Below are 20,206 nucleotides of genomic sequence, written 5' to 3'. Positions count from 1 at the left end.
AATCGTAGGTGTAGGCCAGGCGGCGGACTTGGTCGGTGAGCATGCGCTCTCCCATACCTTCCAGCGCGCCGGAGGAACGGAGCAGGTCTGCGTCGAGCTGTTGGCGGTCTGCCGCCAGCAGGTGCGCGGATTCCTTGTCGATGATCATGGCCTGGGTTTCGTTGATGTCCCCGGCCAGTAGGGCTGCGAAGGTCAGGGGCAGGTCGGCGATCATGCGGGCGCAGTAGGCCATGAAGGCCCGGCCCTTGGCCGGGGATTCGCGGCGGGCTTGGCCTGTTTGGACGCCGATGCCGTAGGCGGGATTGTTTTCGTGGGTTCCGGATTCGACGCGGATCTCCACCAGGCCTTTTTCCATCATGGATGCTGCGACGACTTGGGCTCCGCAGGCGGTGCCTTTGATCCGTTCGAGTCTTTCCATGGTTTCGTATTGCTCTGCGGAGGTGCCTCCGGGGAATAGTTGCGCTAGTCCGTTGCGGATGGTTTCGAGGTAGGCGAGGTCTTCGGTGTGGCTCCTGCCCGGGCGCGGTGGGGAGGGAATGATCCGGGGTGTGGGGTGTCCGGATCCAACGGTTTCGTCTGGAGGTTCGCCTCGCGAGCCTGTTTGATTCTTTTCTTCGAACATACCTCCATTCTACGCTTGGGAACCGACGATTTGAAGAGGTAACTCTTTCTTGGGATTCGCTAAAGTCTCATGTCAGGTGTTGGTTTTGGTTATCCACAGTGCAACAGAAAGCCCTTGACAACAGATGCCGAGGATGGGGCGTTAGTTGATCATGAAGACGTGAGATTTCGGAATAATTTGCAGACTTCTCCTTCTCACTTTCGAGGCGCCTATTGTGGCCATCTTCAGCTGAATAGTTCGACATCCGCCACTCAGACTCGTATCCGCTGACCAGAGACGACGAGGCGGATTCCCGATTTTCCACCCGACGTCCCCTCCATCATCGTTGCAGCCGTTCATTCTGCAGTCACAAAAGACAATATGCATCGCCAGCTGATCCTCAGGACAGACCACCAGAGGACCTCGAGCTACTGGATCTCCGGGACCAAGCGTTCGACGGATCGACCCCGTCCATGAGGCCGCCCCGGGAACCCGCAATGACGCAAGAGCTACAGATGCCGCGTTTTCAAGGATCGTTGTTGAACGTCGGGTGGGGCACCCGGGAGCGTTGAGTGGACCGACCCCTCGGGGCTCACCACGAAAGTTCTCTTGGCTTCCAACACGGCAACCTGTTACTTCGCGTTTTGCTTCCGAACCGAGTTAGAAACAACAAGCGCAGCCAAATGAATTTCTGCAAGGGACAAGGTCAAACGCAGACATCCTTCGGATGCCAGGTGAAACTACCAGCCCAGAGAAAAGCCCCTGCTTCTTCCGGCTACCGCCGAAGTCACTCTCAGTTACCCGGTGCGACTGGGCTCAGAACCAGCAATCGGCAAGCAACTGCAGTGAATGGTCTCGAACCGCCGGGTCATACGCGTAGGTGGTGGTGATGAGCTCATCGGCGCCCGTGCGCTCCACAAACTCTTCCAACTGCGCTTTAACGGTCTGCGGGGCACCAACAGCTTTAATCCTCAACATGGGCTGCCCGCCTCCGCCGTGTCCTGCAAGCGACTCCGGGTCCACCGGTGGCTGGATCTTGCGACGCTGGCCGCTATGGAGGTCCAGGAACATTTGCTCGATGACGGTGAATTCCCGCCGCGCTTCCTCGTCCGTATCGGCGACAAGGACGTTGATGCCGGCCATCACGTAGGGCTTATCGATTTGTGCGGTCGGGGATTCGGTGGTGAACGAATCCCGGTACACCTGGATGGCGGCGTCGAGTTGGTCCGGAGCGAAGTGAGAAGCAACCGAGAATGGAAGGCCCAACTGTCCGGCGATGGATGCGCCGTTGACTGTCGATCCGAGGACCCAGATGGGGACCTGGGTTCCAGCCGACACCGCGGACTCTATCGAGGTGCTGTGGGCGGTGCCGGTGTCGCTAAACCATCCTTGCAAGTCGTAAATGCTGTTCGCGAATGCCTGTGGTTCGGAGGAAGAACGACTGAGTGCTTGGGCGGTCATCATGTCTGTGCCAGGAGCACGTCCGAGTCCCAGATCAATCCGGGCTCCGTGCATATTTGCCAGGGTTCCGTATTGTTCGGCCACCATCAATGGCGCGTGGTTGGGCAACATTACGCCGCCTGCACCGACGCGAATCCGTTTTGTTACAGACGCAGCCTGAGAAATGAGCAGCGAAGTGGCGCTCGAAGCAAGGTTGGGGGTGTTGTGGTGTTCCGCGAACCAGAATCGGTGAAACCCCAAGGCGTCAGCGAGGCGGGCCGACTCCATGGAAGCGGCGATGGCGTCCCGGGCGGTGGACCCCTCGGAGATCGAGGCCAAGTCAAGAATGCTCAGGGGCACAGACAATTTAGGCAGTTTCCTTACGTTTGCAGAAAGTGGATGCTTACCCTCCTAAGAACGGCCGGAGAGCGCATTTTTATTCCCATCGATGACGTCCTGATCCCAAACATGATTGGCGCCTTGAATAAGTTGCGCTAGGAAGTCACACAGAAATCTTGACCTAGGGCGCATTGCTTTCTAGGGCTTTGCTGACGGCAGAGTCCATGCTCGGGCTGAGCACATTTGGTGCTCTCGGAGCGACCTAGACAACGCTTGATTCAGGATCGTTTTGAACCCTTCGCGAGATCCCCTTTTTGCCGACCTTGTTGTCCGTCGGAGGGTCACTGGTTCGTGGCCGGCACTGTCACGGCATCCGGAGGTGCCACCGCCCCAGGAGATCCGTTGGGTTTGAGGTTGTCTTTGAGCTGAAGAAGATGCGAATCATCCCAGCCCGGAGCCGGGCCACACCTGGACGGAGTGGAGGCGACCCGGCAGTTGGCCGGACCCGACGTCAGCGAACCGCTGGCCGTCGTCGCCATCACCACCTTCGACACCGACGAATACGTCTACGGCGCCCTCCAGCCGGGGCTCGGGGGTTCATTCTCAAGGATGCAGGGCCGGAGCTATTGACCCAAGCCCTCCACGCAGCGGCCTAGGGCGATGCCCTCATCGCTCCGCGCACCACGGCCCGCCTGCTCGCCGATTTCGCCGGCCACGGACGCCTCGCGGCGCGCACCGAACCGCTGGTTTCCCTGACCGAGCGTGAGGAAGAAGTTGCTGCGACAGTCGCACGGGGGCGGACCAACGCCGAGATCGCCGATGAACTCCACATCAGCCTCGGAACGGTGAAATTCCACCTCGCCAGCCTGATGACCAAGATCGGTGTCAGCAACCGCGTACAGATCGTCATCTGGGTCTAGGAAAACAGGCGGGTGCGATCGAACTTCCCGAACCAGGGCAGCAGATGACGCAACGGCCGCAGGCCAGCAAATAGGCAAGGTCGTCCACCGTCCCCGAGGTTTAGTTCTGCACACTCGGGTTGGCACAGCACGCCCAAGGGTTGCACGGCGGAGCAGCTGGAGGGGAAAGAGGGTGCGTGCTACTTCGCGGCCAAATCGGCGAGGGTGGCAATAAGCAGGCGGCGCTCCACGACCTTGATGCGCTCGTGCAGCGAGTCCTCGGTGTCGTCATCCTCGATGACCACCGCTTCCTGGCGCAGGATCGGACCGGTATCCACCCCGGCGTCGGCGATGTGCACGGTGCAGCCGGTGACCTTGACCCCGTAGGCCATGGCGTCACGGACCCCGTGCGCGCCGGGGAACGAGGGCAACAGCGCCGGGTGGGTGTTGATGTAGGTACCGTCGAAGGCGTTGATGAATTCTTCCCCGACGATGCGCATGAACCCCGAGGACACCACAAAATCCGGTTCATAGGACAGGCACTTCTGCGTTAGCGCGTGGTTCCAGTCCGCGCGTGCCGCGTAGTCCTTGAAGTTCACCACGAAGGTTTCGATCCCGGCCGCGGCCGAGCGTTCGACGCCGAAGGTGCCGTGTTTGTCGGCGCCGACCGCGGCGATCTGGACGTTCTCCATGGTCCCGTCGGCGACTGCGTCGATGACTGATTGGAGGTTGGACCCGGTGCCGGAGACAAGAACTACGATGCGCATAGGTACAAGTTTAGTGCGGGCTTCACCCGGCTGGGGTCAGGCGGATCAACGCCGAAGGTTTCGGGGCAGTCCCCCCAGCGGCGCGCTGGAGACAGCAGTGGTGGCATAAAGTCGGCTCTCAACGTTCCGCCCCGCCAAAATTAGACTGTGGGGGCAGCCAATTCCTCGGCAAGATCCAACGAACTGGCGAAGAGCTGTGCCGTATAGGGGTGGGCGGGGTTGGTGTAGATCTGCTCGGTGTCGCCGGCTTCGACGATCCGCCTGTCCTTCATCACGATCACCCGCTCGCACAGGTGCCGCACCACCGAGAGGTCGTGGGAGACCAGCAACAGCGTCAGCGCGTACTCATCGACCATGTCGGCGAGTAGGTTCAACACCTGTGCGCACACCGAGACATCCAGGGCAGAGACCGGCTCGTCGGCCAGCAGGATCCGCGGGCGGTTCACCAGGGCCCTGGCGATGGAAATGCGTTGGCGTTGTCCACCGGAGAACTGGTGCGGGTAGCGCAGCGCAGATTCTGGCTCCAGACCCACCGATGACAGCATCTGCTGCACGCGTTGGGAGCGAGTACGCGCGGCAAGCCTCTGGCCGGGCGTCAACAGCGGTTCGGCGATGATATCTGCGACTCTCATCCGCGGATTCAACGAACCCAGCGGGTCTTGGAAGACGACCTGCAGTTCCTTGTGCACCAGGCGCAAATCCGCTTCCTTGGCCCCGGCGATCTCGGTGCCGGCAACCACCACGCTGCCGCGGCTCGGGGCATCGAGCCCGGCCAAGATGCGCAACAACGTGGATTTTCCCGAGCCGGACTCCCCCACGATCCCCACCCGGTCCCCGGCGTGATCGGGCGCGGGCCAAAGGCCTTGGTGCGGGCGCGCTGGTAGGTCCGGCCCAGTCCGCTGACGGTGATCAGTGCGCCTTCAGCCCCGGGCGCAGCATCCGCCACGGGATCGGCCGCTGGCAGCTGTGCTTCAGGGGCCGCAGGCCGTGCCTCGCGAACCACCGGGAGCACATCGCTAGTCGAAGTCTCGAGGGTGAACAGGCGTCCGCGCGCATCGGTGGCGATCATGTCGCTGGCGGCCAGCAGTGCGCGGGTATGGGGGTGGGCCGGAGCCGTAAAGACCTCATCAATCGGCCCCAACTCCACGATCCGTCCCTGGTTGAGCACCAGCGCCCGGGTGCACATATTGGCCACCACGGCCAGATCATGGGTGATGAACAGCAACCCGGTGCCGCGGGCGCGCACCTGGGCGGAGATCAGCTCGAGCACCTGGGACTGCACCGTGACATCCAGGGCCGTGGTCGGCTCGTCCGCCAACAACAGCGCCGGGTCGTTGGCCAGTGCCATCGCGATCATCGCGCGCTGGCGTTGTCCGCCGGAAAGCTGGTGCGGGTAAGCGCGCGCCGCCTCGGCCGGATCGGGGATCTTCACCGCGGCCAGCAGCTCAAGGGTGCGCGCGCGTGCGGCGGCGCGGCTTGGCACTCTACGGTGCACCGTCATCACCTCGGTGACCTGCGAGCCCACGCACATCAGCGGGTTCGGGGCGGAGAGCGGTTCCTGGAAGATCATCGAGATCTCTGCTCCGCGCAGCCGGCGCATGGACCTGTCGTTCGCCTCTAGCAGGTCTTCGCCGAAGCCGCGCAGTCGCGCAGTCGCGCAGTCGCGCGCTTCCGGTGCGCGACAGTTCTTCGGGCAACAGCCCGAACAGCACAGTGCTGGTCAGCGATTTGCCGGACCCTGACTCGCCGATCAGCCCGACGCGTTCCCCGGGTGCCATCCCGAATGACACGTCCGTGAGCAGCTTCCGGGTACCGGCGCTGATATTCAGGCCCTTGGCCCGCAGCAGCGGTTCATCGTGGGTTCCGTGCTCCGCGCTCATCTTCGGGCCCGTCCCAGCGTCGGGTGACAGACATCGCGCGGTCCGTCGCCCGGCCAGATGCACATCCGGCGTGTGGTCTTCGTTGCCTGCATCGAGGGATCGTTCCTGTGCACATGGGTCGGTGTCCCGCGCGGGACACCAGCGACAGCACCAATACCGCCGAGGACAAAGAATGATCGTACGCTCCGGGGCACCGGGGACGAACCTGGCCCATATAACTGGGCGGCGTACGGGTCTAATGTGGAAGATATGGGCAGCAACCCTGACCGGGACACCGTTCGCGCTCGGAAGCCACGCTCAGGGGACAGCTGTTCGGCCGCCCTCACCCCGCTTGGCTCAGAGCCGCATGTCGGATCCGAGTCAAGCAGATCACCAACAGTGAATTGAGGAGCAACCCATGAACGACCAACCATCCCCCGACACCAAGGACTGGACCGTGGTGCTGAGCGAGACCTGCACCGAGTGCGGGATCGATGTGCGAGCCCTGAACACCACCCAGATCGCGGAGTTGGTGCGTGCTGCCACCGGACACTTCACCCGGGTGCTGGCCGCTCCCGGGGCCGGCGACCGCCCGGCCCCGGCGGTGTGGAGCACCCACGAGTACTGCGCGCATGTGGCGGAAATGTATCGGGTGATGCATGAGCGCCTGGGCCTGATGTTGGACCACGATGCCCCGGAGTTCGCCAATTGGGACCAGGACGAGGCGGCTATTCGCGGTGCCTACGCCCACATCCATTCCGCCGAGGTCGCCCGGTCATTGGAGGAATCAGCCGAAGGGTTTGCCGCGGCGTTGGAAGCGTTGACCGATGAGCAGATCCCGCGCCTGGGCACCCGCTCCAACGGTGCGGTGTTCAGCACCGCGACCCTGGCCCAATATGCGTGGCACGACGCCGCGCACCACCTGCACCACGATCTGGGGGTGGCGCGGACCGCGGAGTCCTAGCGGTCGAGCACCGGATCGTGTTCGAGCAGCGGGGAGATGAGGTAGCCGACGGCCGCCCCCAGGGCGACCTCGGCGGCCAACAGCACAGCTGTCATCATGATGTCGGGCCCCACCTCGGTGAACCGCCCAATGCCCAGGGATCCGCCCGAAAGCCAGGATCCAGCCAGCGACAGCACCCCGGCGAACGCCCCGACAAACACGCCCAGAGCCACGGTGGAAAGCCCCATCGACAGCCAGCGGGCACCGATCCGTTGCGACACCCAGTCATCGAGGTGGTTCTCCCCCACCCGCAGGAAGTACCAGCCGGCCATGAACCCGGCAAAGACCGGCAGCAGCATAAACGCCCACGCGTAGGAAAGGTCCCCGGTGGGCAGGGCCGCGAGCACCGGAATCGCAGGTAGCGGCCCGACGGTGGTTTCCAGGGTGGACAACGTACTGCCCACCCCCAGGGTGAAGCCGCCCCCGGTGATCCAGGCCAGGGCCCACAGCACCAGGTTGGGCATGATCCCCAGCTGGCCCAGGGTCAGCACGCTTGAGCCAATGGCCCCGGGGCGCAGCTGCTGGTAGACGTTTGAGACATCGACCCAGTGCACGGCCAGGTTGACGGAGAGCAAGGCAGCTGCCAGCGCGAAGGTGAGCAGGTAGGCCAGGGCGCCACCGCAAAGCACCGCCCACACGTAGGAACCGGCCCAGCGCGAGTGCTGGGAGGTCTTGGCGATCCAGGCTGCGGCATCGAAGCCGATCAGCCGGCCCCAGGAACCCGCCTCGCGGCGGGCACCGATCACCACTCCGGCACCGGCCGGGATCAGCGGGATCAACGTCGCGGCCAGCAGCGAGACGTTGGTTTCCTCGTTGTTCACCAGGAACCCGGTGAACAGTCCGCAGAGCAGGTAGATACCCAGTGCACCGACGATGCCCTGCCACAACGAGTCGGTGTAGGAGGCCCGGGCGATGCGGCGTCCAGCCCGCCAACAGAGGAAAAACGGAATCAGGGTGAGACCCAGCGGGATGAAATCCAGCAGTCCGCTGCCCTGCGAGGGGTCCACCCCGGTGCCCACTTGGAGCAGATGCAACGGGACGGCGTGGATCAGCAACCACAGCTGCCCACCCATTTTCAACACCGATTCGATGCTGCGGTTCTCAAAGCCGCCAGTGAACCACACAGCGAACCACGGGATCACCACCAAGAAGGCGGAGAATATCGCCGCTTGCAGGAACTCGAAGGCACCTTGGAGGAACAACGGCATGGGCCACCCGGTGCGCAACCGTTGGCGCGCCGCGTTTATTGCCGTCGCGGCGGGCTGCTGTTTCTTCTTCTCACTCATCGTCTCTAATCGTGCCATTGATGCTGCGGGCAGGCGCGGATTGGCGCGGCCCGCCCGTGAGCTCACAGTCCGCGCAACCCGCTAACCAAGGCGGTGATGGCACCGAAGAAGGCGAAACACAGCACGAAGAAACGCGCGTGCCGGTCGGTAACCACGCGCTGAACCTGCTCACCGATGAGCACTCCGGCCCAGATGAACACCGCAACCGCGATCCAGGCCCACGCCGGAAGCGGGGGAAGCTGATCGGGGGTGACGATGAATTTCATCATGATGGTGACCAGCCCGGTCACCACAAAAAACGGCTGCAAGGTGGCGGCGAAGGACCGTTGTGGCCAGCGGGCCAACACCGCGTAGGCGCTCACCGCAGGTCCCCCGACCCCGGCCAGCGAGTTGGTCAGCCCGGATAAGAACCCCGCGGTTCCCTTGGGGATCTGTCCCTCAACAACCACGTTGGCGCGAACCAGGATCAGTGAGAGCAGCAACGCCGCCAGCACCACCGCGCCGACGACGATCGACAGCGGGGCCTGCGGCAACCCGCCGGCCAGTAGGGCTCCGGCCACGGATCCGAAGACCGAGAAGGAACACAGCCAGCGGAACATCGACCAGTCGATGTCTTTCCAGACCCGCGGCATGATCAGCGCCGAAGAGACCACCCCGCAGATGTTCACCAGGAACACCCCTTGGTGGGCGCCGAGGGCGATGACAAGGAACGGTGAGATGAGCATCGCGAATCCGAGGCCCGCCACACGCTGGGCGATGGCACCGATCACGACCATGCCAAGGACAAGCAAAATGAGGGGAAGTTCCATTCGCACGAGCCTATCTCTTGTGGCCTCGTGCTGCTGACTGCAGGGTCCCGCGCCGGGCATAAACCACGGGTTTACCGGTCCTCGGTGCCGTCCTCGGAGAAAAACCAAGCGGTCCTGTGCGGAGCTCAATGCTCCGGACAAGACCGCTTGTGAGGTGCTGCCGGGATGGGTCCGGCGAGAGGTCAGTAGCTGGTCGGTGTCCCGGTCGGGCCTGCGGCAGTGGGCCTGAACTTGGCTGCCAGCGCCTCGGTGCCCCGGGCCAGCAGCGACACATCGGCGCCGACACCCACATAGTGGGCACCGAGTTCGATGTAGCGTTTGGCCGCGGCCTCAGCGAACGCGTTGACCCCGACGTACTTTCCGGCGGCCTTGCCAGCGGCAATGGATTTTTCCACCGCTGCCACGACGTCAGGGTGGTCCTGCTGCCCGATCACGCCCATGGAGGCGGCGAGGTCCGAGGGACCGATGAAGATGCCGTCGACCCCTTCGGTGGAAACGATCGCCTCGACGTTCTGGACGGCTTGCGCCGATTCGATCTGCACCATCAGGGTCAGCGATTCCCCGGCCCTGGTCAGGTAGTCCGGGACGCGGTTCCAGCGGGCCGAGCGGGCCAGCGCCGAGCCGACGCCACGCACACCCATCGGCGGGTAGTGGCAGGCAGCCACCGCATCGCGGGCGTCCTCGGCGGTGTTGACCATCGGGATGATCAGCGATTGCACGCCCAAATCCAGGTACTGCTTGATGACCACGGTGTCGTTGACCGGCGGACGGACCACCGGGATGACCGGGTATCCGCGCACCGACTGCAGCTGCACCAGGATTGATTCAAGTCCGTTGGGCGAGTGTTCGGCGTCGATGAAGATCCAGTCGAAGCCTGCCCCGGCGCAGATCTCCGCAACCAGCGGGGAGCCGGAGCATACCCAAATGCCCGCAAGGGCGCGGTCTGCGTGGTTCAGTGCGTCCTTGAAGGACGGGTCTGGTTCTATGAGAAATGGCATGTTACTGTCCCCATTCGTCCGTAATCGGCAAAGACTGTGTCGCCCTTATCCACCCACATGGGGCGGGTGAAGGAGCCGGCCAAGATGATTTCCCCGGCGTTGAGCTTGTCGCCGTGGGCGGCGATCTTGTTGGCCAGCCAGTACACCCCGGCCGCCGGGTGGTTCAGTACCCCGGCCGCGACGCCGGTCTCCTCGACGACCTGGTTCTTGAACAGGATGCCCGAGACCCAGCGTAGGTCAAGGTCGGAGGGCTTCATCGGGTTACCGCCGATGACCATGGCGCCCATCGCTGCATTGTCGCTGATGGTGTCGACGATCGTGCGTCCTTCCATCTCGATGCGCGAGTCGAGGATCTCCAGGGCGGGGATGACGTATTCGGTGGCGTTCAGGACGTCGAAAATGTTGGCGTTGGGGCCTTCGATGTCCTTGTTGAGCTTGAACGCCAGTTCCATTTCCACGCGAGGGTGGGTGTACTTGTCCCATTCGATGGTGCAGCCCGAGTCCAACACCATGTCATCGAAGATGATGCCGTAGTCCGGTTCCGTGATGCCCGTGGCCATTTGCATGGCGCGCGAGGTCAACCCGATCTTTCGTCCGGCCAGGATGCGGCCGTTGGCTTCCGAGCGTCGGCGCCAGAGGTTCTGGACCTTGTAGGAGTCATCGACGGTCATCTCGGGGAATCTCGCGGTGAGCCGTTTGACCGGAACCCGGTCGTGGCCCGCCTGAACGAGTTCATCGGCAATTTGGGTGATGGTCTCATCATTGAGCATGCTGGCCGTCGCCCCTTTCTGGAGTACTGGTGGCACGTGGTGCTGTTTCCTGCGCGCAATGCCTGCTGACGACGCAGGTCACACTCTCAACATGTTAGCCAATGCGTAGCACAAGTCACACTTCGCGCGACCACGTGTCAAGGCCGGATAGAGCATAACGATCGTCCAGCTGGCCCTGAAATGTCCTCCACCCGGTCACGCTTAGTGTTACTCGGCCTTGGCTAGGGCAGCAGCGGCAGCCGCAACCTGCTCGGAGCTGGTCACGTCGAAAGTCGATTCCCCGCCACCGGGACCCGAGGCACCCCAAATGGTTTGGGTGCGCGCCGACAGGTGGATTCCGTCCAGGAAGGAAAGGACGGGTATATCCTCGATCGTCACGCCGCCGCCTGCCTGAACCTGCGGGTTGCCCGCCGCCTCGGTTCGTAACCGGTGCAGCACCTCGGCGCCGGCTCCCGAGACCGGTGCACCGCCGGAGGTCAAGATCCTGTGCGCACCGGCGGAACGCAGCTGCGCGATAAGCTCGACAACCGACATTCCGTTTTCCAGCAGCACGTCCACGCAGCGGTGGACGGTGATTTCGATGTCACGGTTCACCGTATGCGCAGCGGCAACCAGGGTGGCGAGCACTTCGATGTCCAGTGCGGCATCGTCCTCGGTCAGTGCACCGATCACGATCCCTGCAACCCCGGCGTGGGCGGCGCGGGAAATATCAACAGCCATGAGCTCGATCTCGGCCGGTGTGTAGGTGTACCCGCCACCGCGTGGACGGATCAGCACGTGCACGCCGATTCCCACGGCAACCGCCGCCTCGATGGTGCCCAGGGTGGGCGTTAGCCCGCCCATGCCCAACGCGGAGCACAATTCGACTCTGTCAGCACCATTCTCCAGGGCAATCCTGGCTCCCACCGCATCCTGGACCGCGATCTCGAGTTTCGTCATGTGGCTAGGCATTTGCAGGGATGGCCGGGAACACCGTGGCGGTGAGGTCCGGCGCGCTCATTTCGGTGTCAAACGGGAACATTGGGCGATCGATATGTTTGTGTCCTAGGCGGATCAGATCTTGGTCCACACCGCCAGGGGTAAGCATCAGCATCCAGTCAGCCGCCAGTTCGAAGAGCTCAGGCTCCAGATAGCCGATCTTCACCACGACGATGTCTGCGTCTGTGACGGTGAGGCCTGCGGCGGCGAAGTCGGAGATCTGGTGGTACGGCTTGCGCCGTTCAGTAACGATGGCCTCGATCGAGCCGATCTTAACCACAGCGACGCGGCCGGAAGTCTCATCCCCCTCGGTCAGTTGCAGCACGATGCCCTTCAGCGTCACAGGCCCGGAATGAACGTGGTCGACTAGCGCGCCGGCTGTGACCTCGATGCCCGATCCCATCCCCGCGTCGAAGCATGCGGCGACAGCTTCCTTGTCGAAGACCGAGGCCACCACGGTACGCGGGCCGCCATCGGAAAAGCGCGGGTCGTTGATCAGTTGCGTAAGAGTCCAGGTGACGTCCCCGGAGCCACCGGCGGTCGGATTGTCGCCTGAGTCCGATAGCAGGTAGGGGCGACTGGCGCCCGGCGCCAGTGCGGCAGCCAGGCAGGCGTCTAGGCTGGCAGCGGGGGCAACGAATTGGAATTCGGCGCGGGCATCCCAGTATCTGGCGGCCAGCTCCGTGGCCTTGGCCGAGGCCAGCTCGGCGTCGTCCCCAGTGACCACGACGGTAGCGTAGCAGCGCGGCTCGTCGGCCCAGGCGTAACCGACCCAGATCGAGGCGTCGACGATGCCTTCGGAAGCCTCGATTGGCAAGATCGCCTCGTAAATTCCTGTGGCAGGTTCCAGCCGGGTGGAGGTCTTTTCGCCGGGAAGCAGCACCGGGACACGCACGTAGGCCTTGGCCGGTGCACCCATACCCCCTACCAAGCGGGCAATCAGGTTAGCCATGGCACGGGTCTTGGTTTCCTGCTCGTCTTCGTGCGGTGCCATGCGGTAGCAGGTTATCAAATCGCACTGCTCGACCAGGTCCGAGGTGACGTTGCCGTGCAGGTCCATGGTCGCTGAAACCAGTGTGCGCGGGCTACCGGCTTTGGCACTGACCTCATCCAGTGCTGTGCGCACGGCACGGGCCAGATCTGCCTCGGCATCTTGGCGTCCCACCACTGTCATAGCGCCGTGGATGTCTAAGAAGAATCCGTCAAATGGGCCCTGCGCGTGGATCATTTCGATCAGCTCGGCCTTCAGGGTCTCGTATACGACCGGCTCGACCATGCCGCCAGGCAGTGAGCGAGCATGAACCAGCGGTACCCAGGTCGCCCCGTCGGCCACCGACGCATCGTGGTTCACGTGGCCGGGCGATAGCACGGTGTAGCGCGAAAGCAGCACATCATCCTTGGTGAAGTTGAAGGCTTCGAAACCCGAGCGGTGCGGGGAGAAGGCCGAGGCTTCGATGGACATGCCACCGGTGCCAATGCGTGGACGGGTTGCTGCTGCGTTCATGGGAATGGGGCTCCTAATTCCGTGCGGGGATGAAAATCGGATGTGTAGTGCTTTGGTTCAGCCAGCTGGTTCGGAAAAACGGGCCGGAAGCGATGGCTGGTTCAACAGATGCAAGATGGCCAGCTCAGCCGCTCCGATGAGTCCGGCCTCGTTGCCCGACTGCGTCGCATCCACGCGCAACCCTGCCGTAGCTAGCGGAAGGCAGCGTTCGTAGACTTGCGAGCGCACGGCCGCGACATACACGCTGGCGGCTGAGAGTGCGCCGGTGAGATAGACATCCCCGGGATTGAAGAAGTTCACCACGGTACTCAATGCGAGGCCCAGCTGGCGCCCGGCCTCGCGCACCACGCCGTTGGCCGTGGGGTCCCCGTCGCGCACCATCTCGAGGACCTCGAAGATGTCTTTCACCTCGATGCCTGCCGCGCCTAAGTCCCGTACGATGGCAGCGCCCGAAGCAATGGTTTCCAAACATCCTCGGTTGCCACAGGAACACATGCGGTCGGCCGCGGCCTCGACCTTGGTGTGAGTGATGTCTCCGGAGGCATATGTGGAACCCCGATAGAGCTCGCCACCGGCGATGATGCCGGTTCCAACGCCGGTACCGGCCAGCACTGTGATGGAATTTGATGCCGCATCCGGACGGCACAGGTATTCGCCTAAAGCCGCAAGGTTTGCGTCGTTGTCTGTAATGGCTGGTACCCCCAACGACTTTTCCAGCAGCGCCCCTACGTCTTGGTTGTGCCAGCCGGGCATGCGTGATGGCGCAATGACGATGCGGCGTTTCACATCGACAGGTCCGGGAATGCAGATGCCCACCGACAACAGCTCTCCCCCGTGACTGGTCAGCAAGGAACGCACCTCCGCGGCGATGAGTTCCACCGTCGCCTCGGGACCCTGGGCCACGTCGATGGTGATTGCCGTGTTGACGTGGATGGTGCGGGCCAGATCGGCGAGAGCGACGTTGGCGTGCTTGGCTCCCATGGAAATCACTGCCACGCGGCCGGTTTGGTAGGTGATGGAAAGCAGCCGTCCGGGGCGCCCTCCGCGCGAGGGCGCTGCCCCGCCTTCCTCGACAAGCCCGGCGGCCATGAGGTCGGTGATCTTTGCCGAAATGGTGGAGGGAGCCAAACCCATCTCCTTGGCCAGCGCCGATCGCGTCACTGGCTCCACGGCGATGCGCCGCAGCACATCCACTGCTAGGTCACCGGTGCTCATTGGCGTGTTCCTTTGTTTCTCATGATTCAGACTTTGACTTGTCAGTGGCGACTTTGTGAGCCCTCGTTCGAAATCGTTACCTTCTCGAGATGCGAAACCCACCACTTGTGCTCTATATTACACATAGTTCGTTCATTGCGAAAGATACTTTGTTCGATGTCGAATTAAAGGTTTTTCGGCTCCACCCTTCGTCACTCACACGTCTAGCTTCAGGAGAGATCACCCAATGTCTAACGATCACAAACGTTTGAAAGTCGGGCTTGCCGCAGGCATGACCGCTTTCGCATTGCTGCTTACTGGTTGTGCCGGCGGCAGCACGGCCAACGAGCCAACCACCTCAGGCAGCGCTGCCACCGTTCCGGCCGGCGTCGACACCGACGCAGTGAACTACGCTCTGCCCCCGAATGCCACCCCCAACTGGATCCTTCCCATTGGTACTGCCGGCAAGATGGCCACCCACAACTCCTCGATCGCCCAGGCACTCTGGTCCCCCATGATGACCTTTGACGGTTCCAAGGGTGAGATGAAGCTGGACCTGGAAACCGGCATAGCCGACAAGATGGACTACGCCGCCGACGGCAAGTCAGTTACATTCCACATGCGCGACATGAACTGGTCAGATGGCGAGCCGATCACCACCCGCGACGTGGAGTTCTGGTTCAACCTGATCAAGGCGAACAAGGAAACCTGGGGCGGCTACAAGGAAGGCCGCCTTCCCGACAACATCACCGACATCAAGTACACCGATGAGAAGACCTTCACGCTGAGCTTCGACAAGGTCTACAACCAGGACTGGATGTCTTCAACGCAGCTGACCAGCATCAAGCCGCTGCCGCAGCACGTCTGGGCCAAGACCTCGGACGACGCAAAAGTCGGCGACGAGGACCGCACCGAGGCTGGCGCCAAAAAAATCTTCGAGTACCTATCCAAGTCCTCCGAGGACATGGCTTCCTATGCCACCAACCCACTGTGGAAGGTCGTCTCCGGTCCGTTCACACTGAGCGCTTTCGACAACTCCGGCAAGGTCACCCTGAGCAAGAACGAGAAGTACGACGGCTCAGACGCCGCCCAGGTCGCCACCGTGAATTTGCTGCCATTCACCTCGGCCGACGCCGAGGTCAACCTCTTGCGTTCCAAGGGCATCGACTACGGCTACATCCCCACTTCGCTGATGGACCAGAAGTCCCAGTTCGAGTCCAACAACTACCAGATTGATCCTTGGGAAGGTTGGGCAGTGACCTACATGCCGTACAACTTCAACAACCCGAAGTTAGGCGACACCTTCAAGCAGCTCTACGTCCGCCAGGCACTGCAGTCAGCAATCGACCAGCCCACCATCTCCAAGGTGATCTGGAAGGACGGAGCAAACCCGGTCTACGGCCCGGTCCCGCAGGACATTTCTTCCCCCTATCTCTCCGACGAGCAGAAGAACAACCCGTACCCGTTCGACATCGAGAAGGCCAAGACCCTCTTCGCCGACCACGGATGGAAGCCGGGCGCCGACGGCGTGCTGGTCTGCGAGGAAGCAGGCACCGCCGAAAACCAGTGCGGCGAGGGAGTCAAGAAGGGCACCAAGATGGACCTGACCATGATGGTCCAGTCAGGGTCCGACGAGGCCGACAAACAGTTCGCTGCGATCCAGTCCTCCTTCCGTGAGGTCGGCGTAGCCGTCACCTTCGACCGCGCACCGCTGAACACCGTGCTCAACCGCACCGCACCTTGCGAGTCCGACTCGGCCGACTGCGCCTGGGAGTTCTCCTACTTCGGTGCCGCGGGGTCTTGGTACTTCCCGGCCTACCCGACCGGCGAACGAATCTTCGCCACCGACGCCTCGGTGAACTTCGGCAACTACTCCAACACAGATGCTGACAAGCTCATGGACGACGCGTTGACCACCAACGATTCGAAAACCATGCAGGAATACTCGGCCCTGCTGGCCGAACAGCTGCCAGTTATGTGGCTGCCGAACCCGGTCTACCAGGTATCGGTCATCCGCGACGGAATGACCGGCACCACCCAGGATCCGACCGCCAACTTCTTCCCGCAGCGCTGGGGCTGGAACAAGTAATTCGGGCCTTCTAGCCCACCAAACGAGCCACAAGGCTCACCAAGAAGGGAGGATCGTCGATGACGACTACCACCACCGCCACTCGCGATAGCTCAGGTCTTCGGCTGTTCAGTTGGTTTTTGGCCAAAAGACTTGTGCAGGCGGCGGTCGTCATCGCGATCGTCTCAGTCATCGTGTTCCTGCTGCTCCAGGCCCTGCCCGGCGGCCCCGCTCGCGGCATCCTGGGGCAGCAGGCAACCGCGGCCCAAATCGCTGCGTTCAACCACGAGCAGGGCTTTGACCTTCCGCTGGTCCAGCAGTACTTCAACTACGTCGGCCAGTGGTTGCAGGGAGACCTTGGCCGTTCGTTCGTCATGAACACCGAGGTCTCCTCGGTCATCATCCAGCGTCTACCCAAGACCCTGATCCTCGCTCTGGCCGCGGTCGGCGGGGCACTGCTGGTGTCCATCCCGTTGGGCATGGCCCAGGCACTTCGCCGGAACAAGGCTTTTGACTACGTCATGACCGGCCTGAACTTCATCGTCTACTCGACGCCCAGCTTCTTCTTGGGCCTGCTGCTGATCATGTTTTTCACTCAACTTCTGGGCTGGCTTCCGGCCAGTGCACCGCAAGGCGACACGGTGGCCGAAATCCTCTCCCAGCCCAAGGAAATGGTCCTCCCCGTGCTGACCAGCGGGCTGGCAGGCGTGGCAACGTTCTCCCGCTACATGCGATCCTCCACGATCGACAACCTGCACGAGGACTACGTCCGCACCGCCCGCGCAAAGGGCACACCGATGAACAAGGTCATTTCCCGCCACGTGCTGCGCAACTCGCTCACCCCCGTGGTGACCATGCTCGGGTACTACCTGCCGGTCATGTTCGGCGGCGCCTTGGTCGTCGAGCAGCTCTTCAACTACCCCGGCATGGGCCTGCTCTTCTGGAACGCTGCGCAGACCAGCGACTTCCCGGTGTTGCTCGGCTGCGTGCTGGTCATCTCCGTGGCCACTGTCATCGGCTCGTTGCTGGCCGACATCACCCAGTTCATTCTCGATCCCCGCGCCCGTGGAGGAGTCAAGTGAGTACCGCAATCCTGAGCCGACAGGCCGCACCCAAATCCCCCGCCGCCCGCGCGGTGCGCGAGTTCTTCTCCAATAAACTTGCCGTTATCGGCGTCTTCATCGTGGTGGCCTTGGTGGTCTTCAGCTTCATCGGTCCCCTGATATATCAAACGGAGCAGGTTTCCACCAACCTCATGCAGGCGGATTTAAAGCCCGGTGAGGACGGGCATCCGCTGGGTACGGATGGACTGGGCTACGACGTGCTCGGCCGGCTGATGATCGCCGGCCGCACCTCCATCCTGGTCGGCCTAGCCGCCGGTGTGCTCGCCACCACATTGGGAACCCTTTGGGGCTCGGTCGCCGGCTACCTTGGCGGCTGGGTCGATGCCACCATGATGCGCATCGTCGATGCAGGTATCGCCATCCCGGGCATCTTTCTGCTGCTTGTCATCTCTGCCATCGTCCGACCAAGTGAGTGGATGATGGTGCTGATCATCGGCGCAGTGTCCTGGCTGGTCCCGGCGCGGCTGACCCGCGCTGAGGCTCTCTCTCTGAAGAGCCGCGACTATGTGCTGGCCATCAAAGCCACCGGTGGCAGCAATTCACGAGCCATTCTGCGCCACATCATTCCCAACACCATCGGTACCGTCGTGGTCAACGCGACCTTCCAGGTCGCCGATGCGATCCTGCTGATCGCCTACGTGAGTTTCCTAGGAATGGGCCTGCAGCCGCCGGCCACCGATTGGGGAGCAATGCTCACCGACGGCATCTCTTCGGTGTACTCCGGAGCCTGGTGGCTCATTTTCCCGGCAGGTATTGCCATAGTTTTGATCGTGAGCGCCTTCAACTTCATTGGTGACGGCCTGCGCGACATGTTTGATGTAAGAGGCCAGTCATGAGCACCACCGCCATCGCAGAAAATCACCCGGTTCCGGCACTCAAGTTCGAAAACCTCGTCGTGGACTTCAAAACCAAGAACGGTACCGTCAATGCCGTGCGCGGAGTTTCCTTCTCCGTAGCACGCGGCGAGGTGCTGGCCGTGGTCGGCGAGTCCGGGTCCGGCAAGACCATTACCTCGCTGACAGCCATGGCGCTGCTGCCCTCCACTGCGCGCACCTCCGGCGTGGTCGAGGTCGATGGCCACGATGTCCTAAACGCTTCCGAATCTGACATGGGTTCGAAGCGCGGCAACGTGGTATCCATGGTCTTCCAGGAGCCAATGACCGCGCTGAACCCATCTATGAAAGTCGGCAAGCAAGTTGCCGAAGCCATCCTGAACCACCGCGGCGTCTCCAAAACAGAGGCCCTCAAACGTGCCGTGGCCCTCTTGGAAAAAGTTGGGATCCCCGACCCCGTCGTCAAAGCACGGAACTACCCACACCAGCTTTCCGGTGGCCAGCGCCAGCGCGTGGTCATCGCCATCGCTCTGGCTTGCGAGCCCACGCTGATTATCGCCGACGAGCCCACCACAGCTCTAGACGTGACGGTCCAGGCTGAGATTCTAGAGCTGCTGCGCAATTTGGTGCAGCAAACCAATACCGCGCTGCTGCTGATCACCCACAACATGGGCGTCGTGGCCGATCTCTCGGACCGTGTGGCCGTCATGAACGCAGGCAAAATCGTTGAAACCGGGACCACAGTGCAGGTCCTCACTGCCCCGACACAGCCCTACACACAGGCCCTGTTGGCGGCCGTACCCACGCTGCCCGAAGCAAAGTGGGACACCGTCATAGCCGAGGAACGCGCCCGCATCTCCTGCCCCGAGGACGCCGTCAAGGAAAGCACGACCGTGGCTCCGGTCCTGGACATGCGCGGGGTCTGCGTCGACTACACCAGCGGCGGGCGCAAACTGCGAGCCGTGGACACCGCGGATTTGAAGATCAACCCCGGCGAGATCGTTGGCTTGGTCGGTGAATCAGGTTCCGGCAAATCGACTCTGGGCCGCGCCCCGCTGGGACTGGTTCCGGTGACCGGCGGATCCATCACGCTCTTTGGCGGGAACGTGCTTAAGGCTTCGACCCGAGAGATCCGCACGCTGCGCTCCCGGATCGGCATCATTTTCCAGGATCCGGGCGGCTCACTGGATCCACGGATGATCGTCGGCGATTCCATTGCCGAGCCCCTGGTAATGCACGGGATCAACGGCAAGCGTCCAAGTCGGTCAGTGCGCGAGACCCGCGTCGCCGAGCTGCTCGAGGCTGTGCGGCTGCCCGCCACCAATGCCCGGCGCTACCCGCATGAGCTTTCCGGGGGCCAGCGCCAACGCATCGGTCTGGCCCGTGCCCTAGCGCTGGCCCCCGAGCTGCTAATCGCCGACGAACCGACCAGCGCCCTGGATGTCTCAGTGCAGGACGAGGTGCTCACCCTCTTGCTGGAACTGCAGAATGAACACGGTTTCGGTTGCCTGTTCATCAGCCACGATCTAGCGGTGGTCCATTCGGTCTCGCAACGAGTGACGGTGATGCAGAGCGGCAAAGTGATCGAGAGCGGGGAAACTTCCCGGGTGCTTCAGTTGCCCGAGGCTTCTTACACCAGGCACCTGCTGGCTTCAGTACCCTCACCGAACCCTCTCCTGCAAAGACAGCGCCGTGAGGCCCGCTTGGCACTACTGTCCTCCAAGGATTCGTGAC

At 62.6% G+C, this 20,206-nt stretch carries 19 protein-coding genes and 1 pseudogene; 7 read left to right on the top strand and 13 right to left on the bottom strand.

Features of this window, described 5'->3' with window-relative positions:
- Positions 1–622 (bottom strand): hypothetical protein (locus ADIAG_RS14155; protein ID WP_043475084.1); only part of this gene is annotated, 622 nt, incomplete at its 3' end.
- 795 nt (positions 623–1,417) lie between these two features.
- Positions 1,418–2,407 carry an LLM class flavin-dependent oxidoreductase gene (locus ADIAG_RS14150; RefSeq protein WP_007272075.1) on the bottom strand — a complete coding sequence of 330 codons (990 nt, stop codon included), beginning with the start codon at positions 2,405–2,407 and terminating at the stop codon, positions 1,418–1,420.
- Positions 2,408–2,875: 468 nt separating this feature from the next.
- Here ADIAG_RS14150 and ADIAG_RS22430 point away from each other — a divergent pair, with 468 nt between their 5' ends.
- Positions 2,876–3,010 carry a hypothetical protein gene (locus tag ADIAG_RS22430; protein ID WP_268744249.1) on the top strand — a complete coding sequence of 45 codons (135 nt, stop codon included), beginning with the start codon at positions 2,876–2,878 and terminating at the stop codon, positions 3,008–3,010.
- A 38-nt stretch (positions 3,011–3,048) separates the two neighbouring features.
- Entirely contained in the window at positions 3,049–3,300 is a 252-nt protein-coding gene (locus ADIAG_RS22195) for a helix-turn-helix domain-containing protein (RefSeq protein WP_321162829.1), read from the top strand.
- A gap of 179 nt (positions 3,301–3,479) precedes the next feature.
- On the opposite strand, the gene purN is transcribed toward ADIAG_RS22195, so the two are convergent.
- The 4 genes and pseudogenes from purN to ADIAG_RS22530 all read right to left on the bottom strand — a co-directional run bounded on the left by purN (position 3,480) and on the right by ADIAG_RS22530 (position 5,824).
- Positions 3,480–4,046 carry a phosphoribosylglycinamide formyltransferase gene (purN, locus tag ADIAG_RS14140; RefSeq protein ID WP_007272074.1) on the bottom strand — a complete coding sequence of 189 codons (567 nt, stop codon included), beginning with the start codon at positions 4,044–4,046 and terminating at the stop codon, positions 3,480–3,482.
- Between the two features lie 140 nt (positions 4,047–4,186).
- Complete coding sequence (locus tag ADIAG_RS22540) at positions 4,187–4,864, bottom strand: ATP-binding cassette domain-containing protein (RefSeq protein WP_083874147.1); 678 nt, start codon at positions 4,862–4,864, stop codon at positions 4,187–4,189.
- 539 nt (positions 4,865–5,403) lie between these two features.
- Positions 5,404–5,616 (bottom strand): annotated as a pseudogene (locus ADIAG_RS22535) (ABC transporter ATP-binding protein); the annotation flags it as partial.
- On the bottom strand, positions 5,531–5,824 hold the full coding sequence (locus ADIAG_RS22530) for an ATP-binding cassette domain-containing protein (RefSeq protein ID WP_321162828.1): 294 nt from the start codon (positions 5,822–5,824) through the stop codon (positions 5,531–5,533). The pseudogene ADIAG_RS22535 and the gene ADIAG_RS22530, both read right to left, overlap by 86 nt.
- 499 nt (positions 5,825–6,323) lie before the next feature.
- On the opposite strand from ADIAG_RS22530, the gene ADIAG_RS14125 reads away from it, so the two are divergent.
- On the top strand, positions 6,324–6,869 hold the full coding sequence (locus ADIAG_RS14125) for a DinB family protein (RefSeq protein ID WP_007272071.1): 546 nt from the start codon (positions 6,324–6,326) through the stop codon (positions 6,867–6,869).
- Here ADIAG_RS14125 and ADIAG_RS14120 read toward each other — a convergent pair.
- The 7 genes from ADIAG_RS14120 to ADIAG_RS14090 form a co-directional block, all read right to left on the bottom strand.
- A complete protein-coding gene (locus ADIAG_RS14120; protein ID WP_007272070.1) occupies positions 6,866–8,194 on the bottom strand; it encodes a cell division protein PerM in 1,329 nt (442 codons plus the stop codon). The two genes, ADIAG_RS14125 and ADIAG_RS14120, sit on opposite strands and share 4 nt — an antisense overlap.
- Before the next feature lie 62 nt (positions 8,195–8,256).
- Positions 8,257–9,003, bottom strand: coding sequence for a sulfite exporter TauE/SafE family protein (locus ADIAG_RS14115; RefSeq protein ID WP_007272069.1), 747 nt, complete (start codon positions 9,001–9,003; stop codon positions 8,257–8,259).
- 182 nt (positions 9,004–9,185) lie between these two features.
- On the bottom strand, positions 9,186–10,001 hold the full coding sequence (locus ADIAG_RS14110) for an HpcH/HpaI aldolase family protein (RefSeq protein WP_007272068.1): 816 nt from the start codon (positions 9,999–10,001) through the stop codon (positions 9,186–9,188).
- Positions 9,986–10,771, bottom strand: coding sequence for a 2-oxo-hept-4-ene-1,7-dioate hydratase (gene hpaH, locus ADIAG_RS14105; RefSeq protein ID WP_007272067.1), 786 nt, complete (start codon positions 10,769–10,771; stop codon positions 9,986–9,988). Before hpaH ends, ADIAG_RS14110 begins: the two co-directional genes overlap by 16 nt.
- Before the next feature lie 207 nt (positions 10,772–10,978).
- Complete coding sequence (locus ADIAG_RS14100) at positions 10,979–11,710, bottom strand: copper homeostasis protein CutC (RefSeq protein WP_007272066.1); 732 nt, start codon at positions 11,708–11,710, stop codon at positions 10,979–10,981.
- A 4-nt stretch (positions 11,711–11,714) separates the two neighbouring features.
- Positions 11,715–13,253 carry a M81 family metallopeptidase gene (locus tag ADIAG_RS14095; RefSeq protein WP_007272065.1) on the bottom strand — a complete coding sequence of 513 codons (1,539 nt, stop codon included), beginning with the start codon at positions 13,251–13,253 and terminating at the stop codon, positions 11,715–11,717.
- A 57-nt stretch (positions 13,254–13,310) separates the two neighbouring features.
- Entirely contained in the window at positions 13,311–14,468 is a 1,158-nt protein-coding gene (locus ADIAG_RS14090; protein ID WP_007272064.1) for an ROK family transcriptional regulator, read from the bottom strand.
- A 226-nt stretch (positions 14,469–14,694) separates the two neighbouring features.
- Between ADIAG_RS14090 and ADIAG_RS14085 the strand changes: the two genes are divergently transcribed.
- From ADIAG_RS14085 to ADIAG_RS14070, 4 genes are read left to right on the top strand one after another with little or no spacing between them, the layout of a single operon-like run.
- On the top strand, positions 14,695–16,536 hold the full coding sequence (locus tag ADIAG_RS14085) for a peptide ABC transporter substrate-binding protein (protein ID WP_007272063.1): 1,842 nt from the start codon (positions 14,695–14,697) through the stop codon (positions 16,534–16,536).
- Positions 16,537–16,595: 59 nt separating this feature from the next.
- The gene (locus ADIAG_RS14080) at positions 16,596–17,597 is read left to right on the top strand and encodes an ABC transporter permease (RefSeq protein WP_007272062.1); all 1,002 of its coding nucleotides are present in this window, start codon (positions 16,596–16,598) and stop codon (positions 17,595–17,597) included.
- On the top strand, positions 17,594–18,475 hold the full coding sequence (locus ADIAG_RS14075; protein ID WP_007272061.1) for an ABC transporter permease: 882 nt from the start codon (positions 17,594–17,596) through the stop codon (positions 18,473–18,475). The genes ADIAG_RS14080 and ADIAG_RS14075 overlap by 4 nt, the downstream gene beginning before the upstream one ends.
- The gene (locus tag ADIAG_RS14070) at positions 18,472–20,205 is read left to right on the top strand and encodes an ABC transporter ATP-binding protein (RefSeq protein WP_007272060.1); all 1,734 of its coding nucleotides are present in this window, start codon (positions 18,472–18,474) and stop codon (positions 20,203–20,205) included. The genes ADIAG_RS14075 and ADIAG_RS14070 overlap by 4 nt, the downstream gene beginning before the upstream one ends.
- The last annotated feature ends 1 nt before the right edge of the window (position 20,206 follow it).

The sequence above is a fragment of the Paeniglutamicibacter gangotriensis Lz1y genome (genome assembly GCF_000348945.1).
GTDB classification, from domain to species: domain Bacteria; phylum Actinomycetota; class Actinomycetes; order Actinomycetales; family Micrococcaceae; genus Paeniglutamicibacter; species Paeniglutamicibacter gangotriensis.
This window is presented reverse-complemented; position numbering and strand designations above follow the sequence as displayed.